At 71.3% G+C, this 19,134-nt stretch carries 17 protein-coding genes and 1 pseudogene; 14 read left to right on the top strand and 4 right to left on the bottom strand.

Annotation, left to right across the window (positions count from 1 at the left end; translation table 11 throughout):
- Positions 1-12 precede the first annotated feature (12 nt).
- The gene (locus J2S44_RS16990; RefSeq protein WP_310414610.1) at positions 13-933 is read right to left on the bottom strand and encodes a hypothetical protein; all 921 of its coding nucleotides are present in this window, start codon (positions 931-933) and stop codon (positions 13-15) included.
- A gap of 150 nt (positions 934-1,083) precedes the next feature.
- On the opposite strand from J2S44_RS16990, the pseudogene paaA reads away from it, so the two are divergent.
- The 5 genes and pseudogenes from paaA to J2S44_RS16965 all read left to right on the top strand — a co-directional run.
- A pseudogene (gene paaA / locus J2S44_RS16985) lies at positions 1,084-1,965 on the top strand (1,2-phenylacetyl-CoA epoxidase subunit PaaA); the annotation flags it as partial.
- Entirely contained in the window at positions 1,962-2,231 is a 270-nt protein-coding gene (gene paaB, locus J2S44_RS16980) for a 1,2-phenylacetyl-CoA epoxidase subunit PaaB (RefSeq protein ID WP_310414607.1), read from the top strand. The pseudogene paaA and the gene paaB, both read left to right, overlap by 4 nt.
- Positions 2,228-2,968, top strand: a complete 741-nt coding sequence (gene paaC / locus J2S44_RS16975) for a 1,2-phenylacetyl-CoA epoxidase subunit PaaC (protein ID WP_310414605.1) — start codon at positions 2,228-2,230, stop codon at positions 2,966-2,968. Before paaB ends, paaC begins: the two co-directional genes overlap by 4 nt.
- Positions 2,965-3,417, top strand: coding sequence for a 1,2-phenylacetyl-CoA epoxidase subunit PaaD (gene paaD / locus J2S44_RS16970; RefSeq protein WP_310414602.1), 453 nt, complete (start codon positions 2,965-2,967; stop codon positions 3,415-3,417). Before paaC ends, paaD begins: the two co-directional genes overlap by 4 nt.
- Positions 3,414-4,499, top strand: coding sequence for a 2Fe-2S iron-sulfur cluster-binding protein (locus tag J2S44_RS16965; RefSeq protein ID WP_310414599.1), 1,086 nt, complete (start codon positions 3,414-3,416; stop codon positions 4,497-4,499). Before paaD ends, J2S44_RS16965 begins: the two co-directional genes overlap by 4 nt.
- A 14-nt stretch (positions 4,500-4,513) precedes the next feature.
- Here the strand turns inward: J2S44_RS16965 and J2S44_RS16960 are convergent, their stop codons facing one another.
- Genes J2S44_RS16960 through J2S44_RS16950 form a run of 3 tightly spaced genes read right to left on the bottom strand, consistent with a single transcriptional unit; the run spans position 4,514 to position 9,267 of the window.
- On the bottom strand, positions 4,514-5,458 hold the full coding sequence (locus J2S44_RS16960) for an aldo/keto reductase (protein WP_310429731.1): 945 nt from the start codon (positions 5,456-5,458) through the stop codon (positions 4,514-4,516).
- A gap of 24 nt (positions 5,459-5,482) precedes the next feature.
- Positions 5,483-6,316 (bottom strand): SWIM zinc finger family protein, encoded by an 834-nt coding sequence (locus J2S44_RS16955; protein WP_310414594.1) that lies wholly within the window; start codon positions 6,314-6,316, stop codon positions 5,483-5,485.
- Positions 6,316-9,267 (bottom strand): DEAD/DEAH box helicase, encoded by a 2,952-nt coding sequence (locus J2S44_RS16950; RefSeq protein ID WP_310414591.1) that lies wholly within the window; start codon positions 9,265-9,267, stop codon positions 6,316-6,318. The genes J2S44_RS16955 and J2S44_RS16950 overlap by 1 nt, the downstream gene beginning before the upstream one ends.
- A 93-nt stretch (positions 9,268-9,360) precedes the next feature.
- Between J2S44_RS16950 and mqnC the strand changes: the two genes are divergently transcribed.
- From mqnC to nuoE, 9 genes are all read left to right on the top strand, one after another.
- Positions 9,361-10,551 carry a cyclic dehypoxanthinyl futalosine synthase gene (gene mqnC, locus J2S44_RS16945; RefSeq protein WP_310414588.1) on the top strand — a complete coding sequence of 397 codons (1,191 nt, stop codon included), beginning with the start codon at positions 9,361-9,363 and terminating at the stop codon, positions 10,549-10,551.
- Between the two features lie 385 nt (positions 10,552-10,936).
- Positions 10,937-12,067, top strand: coding sequence for a hypothetical protein (locus J2S44_RS16940; protein WP_310414585.1), 1,131 nt, complete (start codon positions 10,937-10,939; stop codon positions 12,065-12,067).
- Between the two features lie 319 nt (positions 12,068-12,386).
- Positions 12,387-13,088, top strand: coding sequence for a demethylmenaquinone methyltransferase (locus tag J2S44_RS16935; protein WP_374727989.1), 702 nt, complete (start codon positions 12,387-12,389; stop codon positions 13,086-13,088).
- 507 nt (positions 13,089-13,595) lie between these two features.
- Complete coding sequence (locus tag J2S44_RS16930; RefSeq protein WP_310414579.1) at positions 13,596-14,876, top strand: geranylgeranyl reductase family protein; 1,281 nt, start codon at positions 13,596-13,598, stop codon at positions 14,874-14,876.
- 111 nt (positions 14,877-14,987) lie between these two features.
- On the top strand, positions 14,988-15,353 hold the full coding sequence (locus J2S44_RS16925) for an NADH-quinone oxidoreductase subunit A (protein ID WP_310414576.1): 366 nt from the start codon (positions 14,988-14,990) through the stop codon (positions 15,351-15,353).
- Between the two features lie 63 nt (positions 15,354-15,416).
- Entirely contained in the window at positions 15,417-16,088 is a 672-nt protein-coding gene (locus J2S44_RS16920) for a NuoB/complex I 20 kDa subunit family protein (protein WP_310414573.1), read from the top strand.
- Positions 16,085-16,807 (top strand): NADH-quinone oxidoreductase subunit C, encoded by a 723-nt coding sequence (locus tag J2S44_RS16915; protein ID WP_310414571.1) that lies wholly within the window; start codon positions 16,085-16,087, stop codon positions 16,805-16,807. The genes J2S44_RS16920 and J2S44_RS16915 overlap by 4 nt, the downstream gene beginning before the upstream one ends.
- Positions 16,804-18,144 carry an NADH-quinone oxidoreductase subunit D gene (locus J2S44_RS16910; protein WP_310414568.1) on the top strand — a complete coding sequence of 447 codons (1,341 nt, stop codon included), beginning with the start codon at positions 16,804-16,806 and terminating at the stop codon, positions 18,142-18,144. The genes J2S44_RS16915 and J2S44_RS16910 overlap by 4 nt, the downstream gene beginning before the upstream one ends.
- Positions 18,145-19,134: an NADH-quinone oxidoreductase subunit NuoE gene (nuoE, locus tag J2S44_RS16905; RefSeq protein ID WP_310414565.1), complete on the top strand. Its 990-nt coding sequence runs from the start codon at positions 18,145-18,147 to the stop codon at positions 19,132-19,134.

Raw genomic sequence — 19,134 nt, 5'->3', positions numbered from 1 at the left:
GAACGCAATCCCTCAGGCGCGCAGCTGACGGCCGATCCTGCGGCAGATCGAGGCGCCGTAGGCGTACCCGCGGGCGGCCGGGTAGCGGGTCAGCACGCCGATGCTCCAGCCGTCGCCGACCGCGAGGCAGTTCACGTGCCACTCGCCGAGCGCGTCGCGCACCACCCAGCCGTTCTTGATCGCGATGCCGGACCGCGCCGCCGGCGGGAACGCCTTGCGGATGCCGAAGTCGCCGACGCCGCGTACCGCCCGCATCTCGCGCATCAGCCACGGCGTCCAGGTGGCCCCGGCCGCGCGGCCGTCCGCGATGCAGCGGCCGAGCAGCACCACGTCGCGGGCGGAGAGCCGGGTGTTGCTCCACATCTGCCGGTGCGGCCCGCCGTCCATCAGCTGGCAGACGTGCCGCAGCCGGCGGATGGACTCGGCGCGCCCGACCGCGGCCCACAGCGCCTCCGCGGCCTGGTTGTCACTGTCCCGCAGCATGATCCGCAGTTGCCGCATGCGCCGGTCGCCGGGCCGGCGCCCGGCCTCGTCCGCGAGCCGCAGGAAGTCCGCGCCGATCCAGGCCTTGATCAGCGACGCGGTGGTGCTGGTCTCGCCGAGGTTGGGCGAGCCGGAGAGCGTGCCGGTGCGGTGGTCGAGCAGCGCCCAGGACCACCACGCGTCGCCGGGGACGCGCACCGCGGCCGGGCGTACCGGGAACACCGGCCCGGTCTCCAGCACGCGCGGCGACAGCGGCGGGACGCCGCCCTTCTCCAGGATGCGTGGCGGGCTCGACGCGGGCGCGTGCCAGATCGGGGCCGCCGCCCGGGCGTCGTCGGAGGACGCCACCACGCGCGCGATACCGGCGCCGGCCGCGAGCACCGCCAGCACGGCCGCGGGCACGATCATCCGGTTGGCCCGCTGCCGCGATGCGGCCCGTCGCTTCCCCACAGCGAGGGATCTTATCCCACAAAAGGGTCAAACCGCCCAAAGCGCCACGTGTGACAGTCTATTGCGTGGTGCCGTGACCGGTGTAACACTCGGATGATGGACGGCATCGATGAGCTGACCCGTGTGGAACGCTTCGACGCCCTGGTCGCGGCCGAGGAAAAGGTCGAGCCGGCCGACTGGATGCCGGAGGCGTACCGGAAGGGGCTGATCCGCCAGATCGCCCAGCACGCCCACTCCGAGATCATCGGCATGCAGCCGGAGGGCTCCTGGATCACCCGGGCGCCGAGCCTGAAGCGCAAGGCCATCCTGCTGGCGAAGGTGCAGGACGAGGCCGGCCACGGGCTCTACCTCTACGCCGCCGCCGAGACGCTCGGCATCACCCGCGACGAGCTGGTCGACGCGCTGCTGACCAAGCGGCAGAAGTACAGCTCGATCTTCAACTACCCCACGTTGAGCTGGGCCGACATCGGCGCGATCGGCTGGCTGGTGGACGGTGCCGCGATCGTCAACCAGGTGCCGCTCTGCCGTTGCTCCTACGGGCCGTACGCACGGGCCATGGTCCGCATCTGCAAGGAGGAGTCGTTCCACCAGCGCCAGGGCTACGAGCTGCTGCACACGCTGGCGCACGGCACCGCGGCCCAGCACGCGATGGCGCAGGACGCGCTCGACCGGTGGTGGTACCCGTCGCTGGCGATGTTCGGCCCGCCGGACGCGGAATCGACGCACTCCGCCCGCTCGATCCAGTGGAAGATCAAGCGGTTCTCCAACGACGAGCTGCGCCAGCGCTTCGTGGACATGTGCGTGCCGCAGGCGGCGGTGCTCGGCCTGCGCATCCCCGACGACGGCCTGCGCTGGAACCCGGACCGCGGTGCCCACGACTTCACGCCGCCGGACTTCGACGAGCTGACCCGGGTGATCAACGGCGACGGTCCGTGCAACGCGGAGCGGATGGCGCACCGCCGCGCGGCGCACGACGACGGTGCCTGGGTCCGCGAGGCGGCCGCGGCCTACGCCCGGAAGCAGGCGCGGTGAGCGAGGGCTGGCCGCTGTGGGAGGTGTTCGTGCGCCCGCGGCGCGGGCTGTCGCACACGCACGCCGGCAGCCTGCACGCGCCGGACGCCGCGATGGCGCTGCGCAACGCCCGCGACCTCTACACCCGGCGGCAGGAGGGCGTCTCCGTCTGGGTCGTCCCGAGCACCGCGATCGTCGCGTCCGGGGACGAGGTGGACCCGGCGCCGGACAAGCCCTACCGCCATCCCACGTACTACTCGGTCCCGGACGGAGCGCCGCACCTGTGAACGACGTGGCCCGCTACGCGCTGGGGCTGGGCGACGACGCGCTGATCGCGGCCCAGCGGCTCGGGGAGCTCTACGCCGGGAGCCCCGAGATGGAGGAGGACGTGGCGCTGGCCAACATCGCGCTCGACCAGCTCGGCGCGGCCCGGCTGCTGCTGTCCTACGCGGCGGAGCTGACCGGCGACGGTGACGAGGACACGCTGGCGTACCTGCGCGGCCCGGCGGAGTTCCGCAACCACGTGCTGGTCGAGCTGCCCAACGGGGACTTCGCGGTAACCGTCGCCAAGCTGCTGTTCCTCGCGGCCTGGCAGCGCCCGCTCTACGCCCGCCTGGCGGAGTCGCGGGACGAGCGGCTCGCCGGGATCGCGGCCACGGCCGGGCTGGAGACCGCGTACCACCTCGACCACGCGGCACAGTGGACGATCCGGCTGGGCGACGGCACCGAGGAGTCGCACCGGCGCATGCAGGACGCGGTCGACGGGCTCTGGCCGTACGCCCGGGAGCTCTTCGTCCCCGATCCGGTCGCGCGGCGACTGCCGGGCGTCGCGGGCGACCCGACGGCCGCGGAGTGGGCCGGGATCGTCGAGGCCACGCTGACCACGGCCACGCTGCGGATCCCGGCCGGTGTCGAGGCCCCGGCGGCGCTGGACGGCCGGGCCGGGCGGCACACCGCGCACCTCACCGGCCTGCTCGACGAGATGCAGGCGCTGCACCGCGCACACCCGGGAGCACGCTGGTGACCCCGGCCGAGACCGTGGCCGCCGGGGTCGTCGACCCGGAGCTGCCGTTCGTGACCATCGCGGAGCTGGGCATCCTGCGCGCGGTCGAGGAGCGGGACGGCCGAGTCACCGTGACGATCACCCCCACCTACACCGGCTGCCCCGCGGTGTCGGTGATCCGGGACGACGTCCGGGCCGCGCTGGCCGGTGCGGGCTTCCCGGACGCGGTGGTCGAGACCCGGCTGAACCCGCCGTGGAGCACGGAGTGGATCAGCGAGGCCGGGCGCCGCAAGCTGGCCGAGGCCGGTGTCGCGCCGCCGCGCCCGGTGCTGCTGACCATCTCGGTGCGCTGCCCGCGGTGCGGCTCGCCGGAGACGGAGGAACTGAGCCGGTTCGGCTCCACCGCGTGCACCTCGCTGTGGCGCTGCCGGGCCTGCGCCGAGCCGTTTCCCCGGGTCAAGGAGCGATGACCATGACCTCGGTGGTACGGGTGGCGCGCCGCCGCCCGGTCTGGCACCCGCTGCCGGTGGACCGCGTCGAGCGGCTGACCGCGGAGGCGGTGACGATCACGTTCGCGGTCCCGCCGGAGCTGCGCGCGGAGTTCGCGTTCCGGCCGGGCCAGCACCTGACCGTGCGCTACGCCCCGGCCGTCCGCCGCTCCTACTCGATCTGCTCCACCCCACGGGAGCTCGACCGGACCGGGCTGATCCGGATCGGCGTCAAGGAGGTGCCGGGCGGCGCGTTCAGCAGTCAGGGCGTCCGGGGCCTGCGCGCCGGGACCACGCTGGAGGTGCTGCCCCCGCTCGGCACGTTCACCACCGACCTCGACCCGCTGCGCACCCGGCGGTACGGCGCGATCGTGGCCGGTTCCGGCATCACGCCGGTGCTGAGCCTGGTCGCCACCGCGCTCGCCACCGAGCCGCACAGCACGTTCACGCTGCTCTACGGCAACCGGGCGGCCGCGAGCGTGATGTTCGCCGACGAGCTGGGCGCGCTGAAGGACCGGTACCCGTCCCGCCTGCAGATCCTGCACGTGCTGTCCCGCGAGCCCGGCCTGTCGCCCGCGCTCTCCGGCCGCCTCGACCGGGATCGCCTGGCGCTGCTGCTGGACACCGCGGTCCCGGCCGGCGTCGACGAGTGGTTCCTGTGCGGCCCGGCCGCGCTGGTCGAGACGGCCGAGGAGTTGCTGCGCTCGCGCGGCGCGCCGGCCGTGCACACGGAGCTGTTCTACGCCGGCCCGGTCCCGGTCCCCACGCCGCCGGTCGGCAACGCGGACGACGTCGCGCTGACCGTGCGGCTGGACGGCCGGGAGTCCCGCACCACCATGCCGCGCGACGGCCGGGTGCTGGACGCGGCGCTGGCCGTCCGCGCCGAGCTGCCCTACGCCTGCAAGGGCGGCGTGTGCGCGACCTGCCGGGCCCGGGTGGTCACCGGCGAGGTGGCGATGGCCCGCAACTACGCGCTGGAGCCCGACGACGTCGCCGCCGGGTACGTCCTCACCTGCCAGTCCGTCCCGCTCACCCCGGACGTCACGGTCGACTACGACGCCTGACCGGCCCCGCCCGGTCAGGGGTGGATCGCGTCCAGTTTCACCAGGTCGTCGACGGTGAGGCGCCAGGCGCCGGCGGCCGCGTTCGCGCGGATCTGCTCCGGGCTGGTCGCGCCGGTTATCACGCTGGAGACGCCGCGCCGCGAGGTCAGCCCGGCGATCGCCACGTCCAGCAGCGTCCGGCCGCGCACCTGGGCGAAACTCTCGATCGTCTCGATGACGTCCCACGGCGCGGACTTGAGCAGCGTCGCGTACCGCTCGTCGGAGAGCCGGCCACCGGACGGCGGCGGCGTGTCCCGCCGGTACTTGCCGCTGAGCAGGCCGCTGTCCAGCGGGAAGAACGGCAGCAGGCCCAGCCCGAAGTGCTGGCAGGCGGGCAGCAGCTCGGCCTCCGGGTCGCGGTGCAGCAGGCTGTAGCGGTTCTGCGCGCTGATGAACGGCGTCCGGTGGGTGGTGCGCGCGGTCCAGGCCGCGTCCGCGATCTCCCACGCCGAGAAGTTCGAGCAGCCGAGGTAGCGGACCTTGCCGGCCCGGACCAGGTCGTCGAGCGCGGCCAGCGTCTCCTCTATCGGCGTCGCCGGGTCCGGGCGGTGCAGCTGGTAGAGGTCGATGTAGTCGGTGTCCAGCCGGCGCAGCGACGCCTCGACCGCGCGCGTGACGTATCTGCGGGAGGCGCGGGCGCCGAAGTCCTGCCCGTTGGCGCCGGCCATGTCCATGCCGAACTTGGTGGCGATCACGACGTCGTCCCGGCGGCCCTTGAGCGCGGCGCCGAGCAGCTGCTCGGACGTGCCGCGGGGCTCGCCGTAGACGTCCGCGGTGTCGAAGAGGTTGATGCCGGCGTCGAGCGCGGCGTCGACCACCGCACGGCTGCCGTCCGCGTCCAGCCGCCGCCCGAAACTGCTGCACCCGAGGCCGATCGCGGAGACGGTCAGCCCTGAGTCGCCCAGCCGCCGATAACTCATCTCGTCCCGCCCCATTCGCGCAGCTTAAGTCCCCGTTCCCGCCGGGCCGTCGTGGCCGTCAAGCGAACGGTAGGCCGCGCGCAGCAGATCCACCAACGGAATATGACGGACCCGCACATCGGGCGGGTCGAACGCGCGAAGCAGCAGGTCAGAGGGGGCCGTGACGCGGTTCACGCCGTGTTCGCGGAGCTTGGCCGGGGACGCGCCGGGCGCGTAGAAGCCGTCCAGCGCGTCGGCCAGCGGCACGTGCTCGACGGCCAGTGCGTCGAAGACCGGGACGGTGCCCAGCGAACCCAGCAGCTCCTCCCGGGTACGGCCCCGCCACGCCAGAACCAGGAAGGGGTCGTCGTCGAACGCCTCGGCCAGCAGGTAGAGCGCGGCGGACAGGTGCTTGCACGGGAAACCCCAGTCCGGGCAGCTGCACTCCATGTCCAGCTCGGCCGGGAACAGTGGCGCCCCGAGCGCGTCGAAGACCCCGACGATCTCCGTGGGCATCTCGCCGGCCAGCAGCTTCGCGCGGTAGAGCGCCTGCGACGCGATCTCCTTCTCGATCGCGGCCCAGCGCGGCGCGTCGTACCGCTCGATGCCGACGGTGACCTCGTACGGCGTCGGCCGGGAGCCCTGCACCAGGGCGGTGACCGTGCCCGGCGCCACGGACAGGCTGATCACCTGGCCCTTGCGGGCGTAGGCGCGACCGCGCGCCAGCCGGCCCGGGTCGCAGATGTCCTCCAGGATCTCGATGAAGTGCCGCGACCACCACTGCTCGCCGATCTTCCCGCGCTGTGATCTCGCCCGGATGCCGCCGTCCACCGCGATCGGCTTGCCGGCCTCGAAGAACCCGTCCCGGCCGACCGGCATCAGGCCACCGCCGACGGGTCGAGCGCGAACAGGTCGCGCAGCGCGTCCGTGGACAGGTCGGTGATCCAGTCCTCGCCGGTGCCGACCACGGCGTCCGCCAGCGCCTTCTTCCGCTCGATCATCTCGTCGATCCGCTCCTCCAGCGTGCCGGTGCAGATGAACTTGCGGACCTGCACGTTCTTGCGCTGGCCGATCCGGTACGCCCGGTCCGTCGCCTGGTCCTCGACCGCCGGGTTCCACCACCGGTCGACGTGGATCACGTGGTTCGCCGCGGTCAGGTTGAGCCCGGTGCCGGCCGCCTTCAGCGAGAGCAGGAAGATCGTCGGCTCGTCGCCGGTCTGGAACCGCTCGACCAGCTCGTCCCGCCGCGCCTTGGTCAGCCCGCCGTGCAGCCAGAGCACCGGCCGGTCCAGCTTCGCCTGCAGGTACGGCTGGAGCAGCGTGCCGAACTCCGCGTACTGCGTGAAGACCAGGCCCTTCTCGCCGTCCGCGACGATCTCCGCGCACAGCGCTTCGAGCCGGTCCAGCTTGCCGGACCGGCCGGGCAGTGCGGAGCCGTCCTTGAGCAGGTGCGCCGGGTGGTTGCAGACCTGCTTGAGCCGGGTCATCGCGGCCAGCACGTTGCCGCGGCGTTCGATGCCGGTGGTGGACGAGATCGTCGCCATCATCTCCTCGACCACGGCGGCGTACAGCGTGGCCTGCTCCGGGGTGAGCGTGCACCACACCTTGACCTCCAGCTTCTCCGGCAGGTCGGAGATGATCGACTTGTCGGTCTTGAGGCGGCGGAGTATGAACGGGCCGGTCGCGCGCTTGAGCGCGGCGGACGCGTACTCGTCCTGCCGCGCCTCGATCGGTTCCTGGTAGCGGGACCGGAAGTGCTTGACCGTGCCGAGCAGGCCGGGGTTGCAGAACTCGAGCAGCGACCACAGCTCGGCCAGGTGGTTCTCCACCGGCGTGCCGGAGAGCGCCAGCCGGGTCCGGGCCGGGATCGCGCGCGCGGCCTGCGCCTGCCGGGTGCCGCTGTTCTTCAGCGCCTGCGCCTCGTCACAGACCACCCGGTCCCACTCCACCTCCCGCAGCACGTCGAGATCGCGCAGCGCGGTCCCGTAGGTCGTGATCACCAGGTCGTGCTTGTCCAGCGCGGCCGGATCGCGGCCGGCGCCGTGGTGGACGTGGACGGACAGGCCGGGCGCGAAGCGTTCCGCCTCCTTGCGCCAGTTCGACACCAGCGACATCGGGCAGATCAGCAGCGTCGGCCGGTCGGACCGCTCCGCGACCAGCAGCGACAGCGTCTGCGCGGTCTTGCCGAGGCCCATGTCGTCGGCCAGGATCCCGCCCAGGCCCAGCCGGGACAGGAACGACAACCAGGACAGACCCCGTTCCTGGTACGGGCGGAGCCTGCCCACGAAGCCCTCCGGCGTCGGGATCGGGGTCAACCGCTCGGACGCCTCGCCGGACAGCAGGTCGCCCAGTGGGCCGTCCGCGTCCACGTCCACCAGCGGCAGCTCCGGCTCGCCGCCGTCGACGACCCGCGCCAGCACGTCCGCCGCGGTCAGCTCGCCCTCGCGCCGCCGGCCGACCGCCCTCAGCGCGGCCTTGAGCTGCCGGTCGTCCAGTTCCACCCAGCGGCCGCGCACCCGGATCAGCGGCACCTTGCTCAGCGCCAGCTGTTCCAGCTCCGCCGGGTCGATCGTCTCGTCGCCGACCATCAGGTCCAGCCGGTAGTCGACCAGCTCGGACATGCCGAAACCCTGTGCCACCACGGCTTTCGGGCCGGACTTCTTCGTCCGGGTGGTGAGCTTGAGGCCGAGCCCGCGCTTGCCGGCCCACGACGGCAGCTGCACGCCGTACCCGGCCGCCTGCAGCAGCGGCGCCGCCGTGCTGAGGAAGTCGAACGCGCCGGCCGTGTCCAGCTCCATCCCGTCCGGCCGCGGCTTGCGCAACGACTCGTAGAGCGCGGGGAACAGCCGGACCGCGCGGCCCAGGCCGGCCAGCAGCGTCTCGTCCGCGCGCGGCCACTCCGCACCGCCCTCGAAGACGTCCGCCGCGGCCACGTAGTGCGCCGGATCGTCCGTGGACTGCAGCGCGAACTCCAGCCACCACTCGTCCATGCCCTGCACCGGCTCGTCCAGCCGGAAACTCACCCGGGCCGGGCCGTTCGCCGCCTGCGCCGCGTCGTACCACTCGGTCAGCGCCCGGCGCAGCGCGTCGGCCTCGTCCGGCCGCGCGCCGGGCAGCGTGGGGTCGTCGCCGGTGAGCGCCACCATCCAGCGGTCGGCCAACGGCGCGCGTCCGCCGGGCCGGTGGCCGAGCAGCAGCCGCTCCGGGAACGCGCGCCGCGCGGCGGCGTCCACCAGCAGATCGAGGGCCTGCCGCAGTACGTCGTCCGCGCGGTTGTCGGTGTCGCCGAGCGCGCGGCACACCGGCGGCATGGCCTGCGCGAACGTCCGGAACGCCGCCGCGTCGGAGCCGGTCAGCACGGCACGCCAGCGGGCCTCGCCGCGCACCAGCTGCGGCAGCATGCGGCCGCGCCGCACCAGGTCCTCGGCCAGCTCCGCGACCGCGCCCAGGTAGCGCAGCGACTCGGCCGGGGCCCAGGTCCCGTCCGGGGTCGCGCGCAGGAACGGCGACGCGTCCATCGGCGCGACCAGCAGCGCCGGGACGCTCCAGCGGGTCAGCCGGGCGGCGCGGGCCGTGCCGGTCAGGCCGGACTCCGGCGACGGCAGCGGCGCGCGGGTGGAACCGGGGAGCGCGACGGTGAGCACGGCCTCCTCGGCCGGCACGGGCAGCGCCTCCGCCAGACCGGGCGCTCCCGCGGCGTACCGGTGCGGCCTGATCCTGGTCTTGCTCTTGGTTGCGCTCTGTTCCGGGTTCTCGCCGGTCAGACGCTCGGTGTCCTCGGCCCAGAGCGCGAGGCGGCCGTCGTGCCAGCCACCGTGCACCACCAGCATGCGCTTTATCTCCTCCGCGTGGACCGTCCGACGATACCGGCATGGTGACCTGGGACGCGGCAGGCCGTGACCCGATGGACGTACGCTCGTGGGGTGACGGTGAACAGGGAGATCGACGACATCCTGCAGCGTGGCGCGGACGGTGGGCGGATCACGCCCGAGGAGGCGCTGCTCATCTACACCGACGCTCCGCTGCACGCGCTGGGCGAGGCCGCGGACGCGGTGCGCCGGCGACGCTACCCGGACGGGATCGTCACCTACCTGATCGATCGCAACATCAACTACACCAACGTCTGCGTGACCGCGTGCAAGTTCTGCGCGTTCTTCCGCGCGCCGAAGCACAAGGAGGGCTGGTCGCACCCGATGGAGGAGATCCTCCGCCGGTGCGGCGAGGCCGTCGACCTGGGCGCCACCCAGGTGATGTTGCAGGGCGGTCACCACCCGGACTACGGCACTGCCTACTACGAGGAGCTGTTCTCCTCGGTCAAGGCGGCGTACCCGCAGCTGGTGATCCACTCGATCGGCCCGTCCGAGATCCTGCACATGGCGAAGGTCGACGGCATCTCGATCGAGGACGCGATCCTGCGGATCAAGGCGGCCGGGCTGGACTCGATCGCCGGCGCCGGCGCGGAGATGCTGCCGGAGCGGCCGCGCAAGGCGATCGCGCCGCTCAAGGAGTCCGGCGCGCGCTGGCTGGAGGTCATGGAGACCGCGCACCGGCACGGCATCGAGTCGACCGCGACCATGATGATGGGCACCGGCGAGACGCACGCGGAGCGGGTGGAGCACATCGCCATGATCCGGGACGTGCAGGACCGCACCGGCGGTTTCCGGGCGTTCATCCCGTGGACCTACCAGCCGGAGAACAACCACCTCAAGGGCCGCACCCAGGCCACCACGCTGGAGTACCTGCGGTTCGTCGCGATGTCCCGGCTGTTCTTCCACAACGTGGACCACCTGCAGGCGTCCTGGCTGACCACGGGCAAGGAGGTCGGCCAGCTGTCGCTGCACATGGGCGTGGACGACCTGGGCTCGATCATGCTGGAGGAGAACGTGATCTCCTCGGCCGGCGCCCGGCACCGGTCGAACCTGCACGACCTGATCTGGATGATCCGGTCGGCCGGCCGCGTCCCGGCGCAGCGCGACACGCTCTACCGCCACCTGGCCGTGCACCGGACGCCGGCGGAGGACCCGACGGACGACCGGGTGGTCTCGCACTTCTCGTCGATCGCGCTGCCCGGCGGCGGCGCCGGCCGGTCGTTGCCACTCGTCGAGGCACACTGAGCGTATTCATTCCGCAGCGCGGTTCCCTTTCCGGGGACCGCGCTGTTTTCTTTTGCTCGCCGAATGTAGTTGCGGCGCGGACTTTTCTGCTCATAAATGCGTTGGGTGACGGCTCGACTGCTGAGAGCGCTTGTTTTCCTGGGCCGGCCGGCTCTCTCCGTCCCCCGTTCGGCCGATTTTTCTGCTGCCGTTCGGAGAATCTTAGGGAAATACAGGTGATCCAAAGGTCCACTTAAGCCCGATTTAAGATCACCCAAATCCGGACATTTGTGGAACTGCGTGGTATGGCGCACGGCGCAGTGTCCGATTTGTGCAGTAGACGAATTGATATGTCTTCGTTAACGTCCCTCCGTCCCGACCGTCCTCGTACCCGAGGAGTCAAACAATGGCGTTCCGCACGCGGAACTTCGCCCGTCTCTGTGCCGCCACTGCGCTGGCTGCGGGCGCTACCGGGTTCTTCGCGGCCCCGGCCCTCGCCGCCCCGAGCGGTACCGATTTCAGCATCGTCACCGAGGACATCACCGGGCCGGACGGCGCTCCGCTCGCCCCCGGTGCGTCCTCCGAGGTGATCACCACCATCACCAACGTCGGTGACGAGGTCATCACGGGCTTCAAGCTCTCGGTGACGCTGCCGGAGAGCGTGTCCTTCAAGAACCAGGTCGCGGCCGAGTTCTGCGCCTACGAGGGGCAGACGGTCACCTGCACCTTCGACGACGGCTGGGCGCTCGTCCCGATCGGCGCGGAGGACCCGGAGAACGACATCTACTCGGCGTGGGAGGTGCCCTTCGAGGTCACCGTCGCGGCCGACGCCAAGGGCCCGACGCTCAACGGCGGCAAGTCCACCGGTGAGATCTCGTACTACGCGGACCTCGAGACCGGTGTCGAGAAGGACGCCGAGACGAACGCGGTCACCGGCACGTTCCAGCCGGCGGCGTTCTCCGCGGCCGAGGCCGGGACGATCACCACGGTGTCGTACAAGACCGCCGCGAACCTGAAGACGACCGGCGGCAAGGGCCACAAGGGCAAGGACCGCTGGAAGCAGAACGACGACTGGTCGAAGGGCCGCAACTGCGGTCACCCGCCGAAGCCGCCGAAGCCCCCGAAGACGCCGACCCCGCCGCCGGCCACCACGCCGCCGGCCACCACGCCGCCGGCCACCCCGCCGGTGACGACGCCGCCGGCCACCCCGCCGGCCACCACGCCGCCGGCCACCCCGCCGGTGACCACGCCGCCGGCCACCACGCCGCCGGCGACGCCGCCGGTGACCACCCCGCCGGCCTCCCCGTCGCCGCAGCTGCCGACGACGATCCAGCACGAGGACGCGTTCGTGGCGCTGGTCAGCGTGCCGGGCGGCAATGGTGGCGGCGAGCCGGGCCTGCCGGTCACCGGCCCGCAGACCGCGATCATCGGTGGCGTCGGTGCCGCGGTGCTCGTCGGTGGCGCCGTGGTCTTCATGATGGCGCGTCGTCGTAAGGTCGTGACGGTTACCCCGGGCGACGGTAACTCCGCGCTCTGAGGTCACGATAAGGTGGCTTTGAGTCACCGCTAAAGCAACAGAAAGACAACGCCGCGGGCCCTCGGGCTCGCGGCGTTGTCGCTTTCCGGTCATCGGTCGGCGACGTAGTGTCGCAAGTGGGCGAATTACCCCGCTAGCTGCGTGATCGCCGCCGGGAAATGTCGCATGAGCGTCATGATTTCGGGGTCCCGCCGAGTCCGCATCGTTACCGGAGGGCCCCAAGATAATGCTCTGACCCGCCAATGAGGCGTTGACATAGAGAATGAACCGCGGACCCGGTGCGAGCCTGGTCCGCGGCTTTTTTGTGTCCTCTGGCAGAGTGGTCCGGGTGAGCCGCGCAGACTTGGACAAGCAGCCCCACGAGGTCGCCTCGATGTTCGACGGCGTGGCGCGTAACTACGACCTGACCAACACGGTGCTCTCCTTCGGGCAGGACCGTGGCTGGCGCCGGGCCACGCGGGACGCGCTGCAACTCAAGCTGGGCCAGCGGGTGCTCGACGTGGGCGCCGGCACCGGCGTCTCCACGCTGGAGCTGGGCCGGTCCGGCGCGTTCGCGGTCGGCCTCGACCTCTCGATCGGCATGCTGCGCGCGGGCCGCCGAGCCCGCCCGGACGTGCCGCTGCTGGCCGGTGACGCGCTGGCGCTGCCGTTCGCGGACGAGACGTTCGACGCGGCCACCATCTCCTTCGCGCTGCGCAACGTGGTCGACGTGGACGGTGCGCTGGCCGAGCTGGCCCGCGTGGTGCGCCCCGGCGGGCGGCTGGTGGTCTGCGAGTTCAGCCACCCGGTCAACGGCCCGTTCCGGAGCGTCTACCTGCAGTACCTGATGCGCTCCCTGCCGACGGTGGCGCGCGCGGTCTCCAGCAACCCGGAGGCGTACGTCTACCTCGCCGAGTCGATCCGCGCCTGGCCGGACCAGGCCGCGCTGGCGGACCGCATCGGGAAGGCCGGCTGGACCGCGGTGGCCTGGCGCAACCTGACCGGCGGCATCGTCGCGCTGCACCGCGCCACCAAGCCCTGACGTCCCGGCGGCGGGTGCTCACGGAGACTCGCTCCGTCACCGGCCACGGCTCGCTCGAACGAAGAGCGGCCCGCTGTGGCTCGGGCCGGACGGCTGTGGCTCGGGCCGGACGGAAGCGGTGTCGGCCGAGCGGGGCGGGTCGGCCGGGCCGGGCGGGTCGGCCGGGCCGGGCGGGTGGTGCGGGAGCGGTGGGGGCCGAACCGGACGGTGCGGGCCGGGGGAGTGCGGGCGCGGCCGGGGCGGGCGCCGGACGTACCGCCGGTTGATTGTGATCTTGAAAACGGTGAATGTGGCGTGGCCCAACGAGGCGGACTTATCCGCCCAAGTCGGACGGTCGGCGACCGAGTTGGACGTTTTTGTCACCCAGAAGGGTGATCTATCTAGATCTCTTTAACGGGTTGGAAATAATAAGGGTGGCCTAAGCCACACAAAGATCAGCCGTAGGCATACACTGCCCTCGCACATGCTTGTGAAGTCTTTCACTAGCACATGCGAGGAGGTATGGCCGTGACCCAGGTTGTGGCCGAACAGGCCGACGTGATCGTCGTGGGCGCGGGCCCGGGTGGCTCCGCGACCGCATATCACCTTGCCCAGCACGGTGTTCGGGTCCTGCTGCTCGAGAAGACCGAGTTCCCCCGGGAGAAGGTCTGCGGCGACGGGCTCACCCCGCGCGCGACCAAGCAGCTGATCAAGATGGGCGTCGACACCTCCGAAGAGGCCGGCTGGCTGCGCAACAAGGGCCTGCGGGTGATCGGTGGCGGCGTCCGCCTGGAGCTCGACTGGCCGGAGCTGGCCAGCTTCCCCAACTACGGTCTGACCCGCACCCGGCTCGACTTCGACCAGATGCTCGCGAAGCGCGCGGCCGAGGCCGGCGCGATCGTCCGGACCAGCACGAACGTGACCGGTCCGGTGTTCGCCGAGGACGGCCGGATCATCGGCGTGACGGCCGAGTCCGGTCCCGGAAAGGAGCCGGTCGAGTTCCGCGCGCCGCTGGTGGTCGCGGCGGACGGGGTTTCCGGCCGGTTCCCGCTCGCGCTGAACATCCGCAAGCGTGACGACCGGCCGATGGGCGTCGCGGTCCGGCGCTACTACAACTCGCCGGTCAAGCACGACGACGACTACCTGGAGTCCTGGCTGGAGCTTCGCTCCCGGGAAAATCCGGACAAGCTGCTCCCCGGGTACGGATGGATCTTCGGGATGGGCGACGGCCGGGTCAACGTGGGTCTCGGCGTGCTCAACTCGTCCACCGGCTACGGCAAGACCAACTACCGGCACATGCTGCTGGACTGGCTGGCCACCACGCCGGCCGAGTGGGGCACCGCGGACGAGGAGAACGCGGACGGCCCGATCCTCGGCGCCGCGCTGCCGATGGGCTTCAACCGCACGCCGCACTACTCGCGGGGCATGCTGCTGGTCGGCGACTCGGGCGGCATGGTGAACCCGTTCAACGGCGAGGGCATCGCGTACGCGATGGAGTCCGGCGAGCTGGCCGCGGAGATCATCACGCAGGCGCTGGCGCGCGCGGAGGGCGCCGAGCGGGAGCGCGCGCTGCAGGCGTACCCGGCGGAGCTGAAGCTGCGCTACGGCGGCTACTACCGGCTCGGCGGCGTCTTCGTGAAGCTGATCGGCCGGCCCGAGATCATGAAGATGGCCACCCGGTACGGCATGCCCCAGCCGCTGCTCATGCGGTTCGTGCTGAAGCTGCTGGCCAACCTGACCGACCCGCGTGGCGGCGACGCCATGGACAGGGTCATCAATGCGATGACGAGGGTCGCCCCGGCCGTTTGACCACCCCCGGTAGCAAGCCGATTTCAGAGCGCTAATAGTGTCACTGTCACAGAGATCACATAGGTAACACCACGAACCATCCCCCACCCCCGTCCGGACCCAGGAGACGACATGTCGTTCTCGCCGTACGTGCCCATCGTTCTGCTGTTCGTCCTCGGCGCGCTGTTCGCGCTGTTCTCCGTGTCGATCGCGCCGATCGTGGGCCCGCACCGGTACAACCGGGCCAAGCTCGACGCCTACGAGTGCGGCATCGAGCCGACTCCGCAGCCGGTCGGGGGTGGGCGTTTCCCGGTCAAGTTCTACCTGACCGCGATGCTCTTCATCATCTTCGACATCGAGATCATCTTCCTCTACCCGTGGGCCGTCCAGTTCGACGCGCTCGGCCTGTTCGGCCTGGTCGAGATGGTTCTCTTCATCGGCACCGTCTTCATCGCGTACGCCTACGTCTGGCGTCGCGGCGGTCTCAACTGGGACTGAGCCTCACCCCGCACAACCCCTGCACAACCCGCACATGAACGGATTGGGAAGGAGGGCCGGGCAATGGGTATCGAGGAGAAGCTGCCGAGCGGGATTCTGCTGACCAGCGTGGAGAAGCTGTCCAACTGGGCGCGCAAGTCGTCGTTCTGGGGCGCCACCTTTGGCCTGGCATGCTGCGCCATCGAGATGATGGCGGCCGGCGGACCCCACTACGACCTGGGCCGGTGGGGGATGGAGGTGTTCCGCGCCTCGCCCCGGCAGGCCGATCTGATGATCGTCGCGGGCCGGGTCAGCCAGAAGATGGCTCCGGTCGTCCGGCAGATCTACGACCAGATGCCGGAGCCGCGCTCGGTCATCTCGATGGGCGTGTGCGCCTCGTCCGGCGGCATGTTCAACAACTACGCGATCGTGCAGGGCGTCGACCACATCGTGCCGGTCGACATCTACCTGCCCGGCTGCCCCCCGCGGCCGGAGATGCTGATCGACGCGATCCTGAAGATGCGCGAGAAGGTCATGGTCGCGCCGCTCGGGCCGAACGGGCGCAAGATGCTGGAGCAGCGTCGGGCCGACGGCAAGCTGCCGCTGGTCGCGCCGGGTGCGATGCCGTCCTCCTACCGGGCCGACCCGAAGCGGCGCGCCGAGTGGGAGCAGGCCGTGCGCGAGGGCCGCGAGGAGCAGCTGCGCATCGAGAACTGGATGAAGGCGCAGAACCACCTGCGGGAGGGCGCGCGATGACGGCGCCGCAGAACCCGAGTTCGACCGCGGCCACGCCGGCCGGCGCGACCACCACCGCACCGGCGGACTACCCACCGTCCACCCGGGCCGGCAAGGGCCTGTTCGGCGTGGCCGGCACCGGTGACACGTCCGGCTTCGGCGGGCTGGTCCGGCAGCGCCCGGTCACGGACGCGCCGCCGCGCCCGTTCGGTGGCTACCTCGACGAGGTCCACGACGCGCTGGAGGAGGCGTACCCCCAGTTCGGCGAGGCGATCGAGAAGGTCGTCGTGCACCGCGGCGAGCTGACGCTGCACATCGTGCCGGAGCGGATCGCCGAGGTGTGCCGGGTGATGCGCGACGACCCGGCGCTGCGCTTCGAGCTCTGCTCGTCGGTGAACGGGGTGGACTACCTCGGCCAGGACGAGCGGCGGCTGCACGTGGCGTACCAGCTGACGTCGATGACCTTCCGTCGCCGCGTGCGGCTGGAGGTGGCGGTCAGCCCGGCCGCGCCGCAGGTGCCGAGCGTGACCGGCGTCTATCCGACCGCCGACTGGCAGGAGCGGGAGACGTACGACATGTTCGGCGTGATCTTCGTCGGCCATCCCAACCTGACCCGGATCATGATGCCGGACGACTGGGAGGGCCACCCGCAACGCAAGGACTACCCGCTCGGTGGGGTCCCGGTGGAGTACAAGGGCGCCGAGATTCCGCCGCCGGACTCGCGGAGGACCTACCAATGACGCAGTCCAGTCATGCCACCTCGGGGTACGCCACCGAGCGCGAGACCACCGAGGGCAAGGTCTTCACCGTCACCGGTGGGGACTGGGACCAGGTCGTCGCCGGCATCGACCCGCTCACCGACGAGCGGATCGTGGTCAACATGGGGCCGCAGCACCCGTCCACGCACGGCGTGCTCCGCCTGGTGCTGGAGCTGGAGGGCGAGACGGTCACCGAGGCGCGTCCGGTCGTCGGTTACCTGCACACCGGCATCGAGAAGAACCTCGAGTACCGCAACTGGGTGCAGGGCTCGACGTTCGTGACGCGGATGGACTACCTGGCGCCGCTGCACAACGAGACCGGGTACGCGCTGGCCGTGGAGAAGCTGCTCGGCGTCGAGGAGCAGATCACCGAGCGCGCCACCACGATCCGGGTGCTGATGATGGAGCTGAACCGGATCAGTTCGCACCTGGTCTGGCTGGCCACCACCGGCATGGAGCTGGGCGCGATCTCGATGATGCTCTACGGCTTCCGCGAGCGGGAGTACATCCTGGACATCTTCGAGGAGGCCTCCGGCCTGCGGATGAACCACGCGTACATCCGGCCGGGCGGCGTCGCGCAGGACTTCCCGGAGTCCGCGGTGAAGAAGACGCGCGACTTCCTGAAGTACCTGCCGAAGAAGCTCAAAGAGTACGAGGACATGCTCAGCGGCCAGCCCATCTGGCACGAGCGGACCAAGGGCGTCGCGGTGCTGGACGTGACCGGGTGCGTGGCGCTCGGCATCACCGGCCCGGTGCTGCGCTCCGCCGGCCTGGCCTGGGACCTGCGGAAGACCATGCCGTACTGCGGGTACGAGACGTACGAGTTCGACGTCCCGACCGCGACCACGGCCGACGTGTGGGGCCGCTACCAGGTGCGGCTCGCCGAGATCCGCGAGTCCATGAAGATCGTCGAGCAGGCGCTGGACCGGCTCCGGCCCGGTCCGGTGATGATCCAGGACAAGAAGATCGGCTGGCCCGCGCAGCTGGCGATCGGCGTGGACGGCATGGGCAACTCGCTGGAGCACGTCGCCAAGATCATGGGTCAGTCGATGGAGTCGCTGATCCACCACTTCAAGCTGGTCACCGAGGGCTTCCGGGTCCCGGCCGGCCAGGTCTACGTGCAGATCGAGGCGCCGCGCGGCGAGCTCGGTGTGCACGCGGTCTCCGACGGTGGCACGCGCCCGTACCGGGTGCACTACCGCGAGCCGAGCTTCGTCAACCTGCAGGCCATTCCCGCGATGGCCGAGGGCGCACTGCTGGCGGACGTCATCGCCGGCGGCGCATCGCTGGATCCGGTCATGGGTGGATGTGATCGCTAGATGACGACGACGGTCTTCACGGAAACGGTCTACGAGCGGGCGCGGGCGATCCTGGCCCGCTTCCCCGAGGGGCGCGAGCGGTCGGCGCTGCTCCCGCTGCTGCACCTGGTGCAGAGCGAGGAGGGGTACGTCAGCCCGGCCGGTGTGGCGTTCTGCGCCGAGGTGCTCGGCATCAACAAGGCGCAGGTCGGCGCGGTCGCCACGTTCTACACGATGTACAAGCGCCGGCCCACCGGCGACTGGCTGGTCAGCGTCTGCACGAACACCATGTGCAACGTGCTCGGCGGCCAGGAGGTCTACGACACGCTCACCGAGACGCTCGGCGTCGGGCACGACGAGACCACGGCGGACGGCACGATCACGCTGGAGCACGCGGAGTGCCTCGCGGCCTGCGACTACGGGCCGGTGATGACCGTCAACTACGACTTCTTCGACAACGTCACGCCGGACTCGGCGGTCGAGGTGGTCGAGGCGCTGCGGGCCGGCAACCCGCCCAAGCCCAGCCGGGCGCCGCGGCTCTGCACGCTCAAGGAGATGGCGGTGCAACTGGCCGGCTTCTCCGACCCGCGCGAGGGCGCGGTGGGCGAGGGTGTCGCCGGCGCGCCGACGCTGCGCGGTGTCACGCTGGCGCAGCAGCACGGCATCTCGGTCGCCGGATTCGACCTGGACACCCCGATCCCGCGCAAGGCGGCGGACGGTTCCCCGGCCCCGGCGAAGTCCGCTCCGGCGAAGGTGGCGGACGCGGTCAGGTCGGCCGTCTCGACCGCCAAGGACGCGGTCACGCACCGCAGGCCGAGCGACAGCTCCGGCGGGGACGTCAAGGATCCCGAGGTCCGCGCCGCCGAGTCCCGCAACCCGGACGCGAAGACGCCGGCTCCCGACGCCCCCGGCCGCGAGGTTCCGGGGCAGACCGGCGACGCGGCCGGTGACGCGAAACCGGCCGGCGACGACCCGGGCCCGCAGCGGCAGAACCTCAAGGACGCCCAATGA

Source organism: Catenuloplanes niger, assembly GCF_031458255.1.
GTDB classification, from domain to species: domain Bacteria; phylum Actinomycetota; class Actinomycetes; order Mycobacteriales; family Micromonosporaceae; genus Catenuloplanes; species Catenuloplanes niger.
Note: the sequence above shows the minus strand (reverse complement) of the source record. Positions and strands in the feature narration are given on the sequence as shown.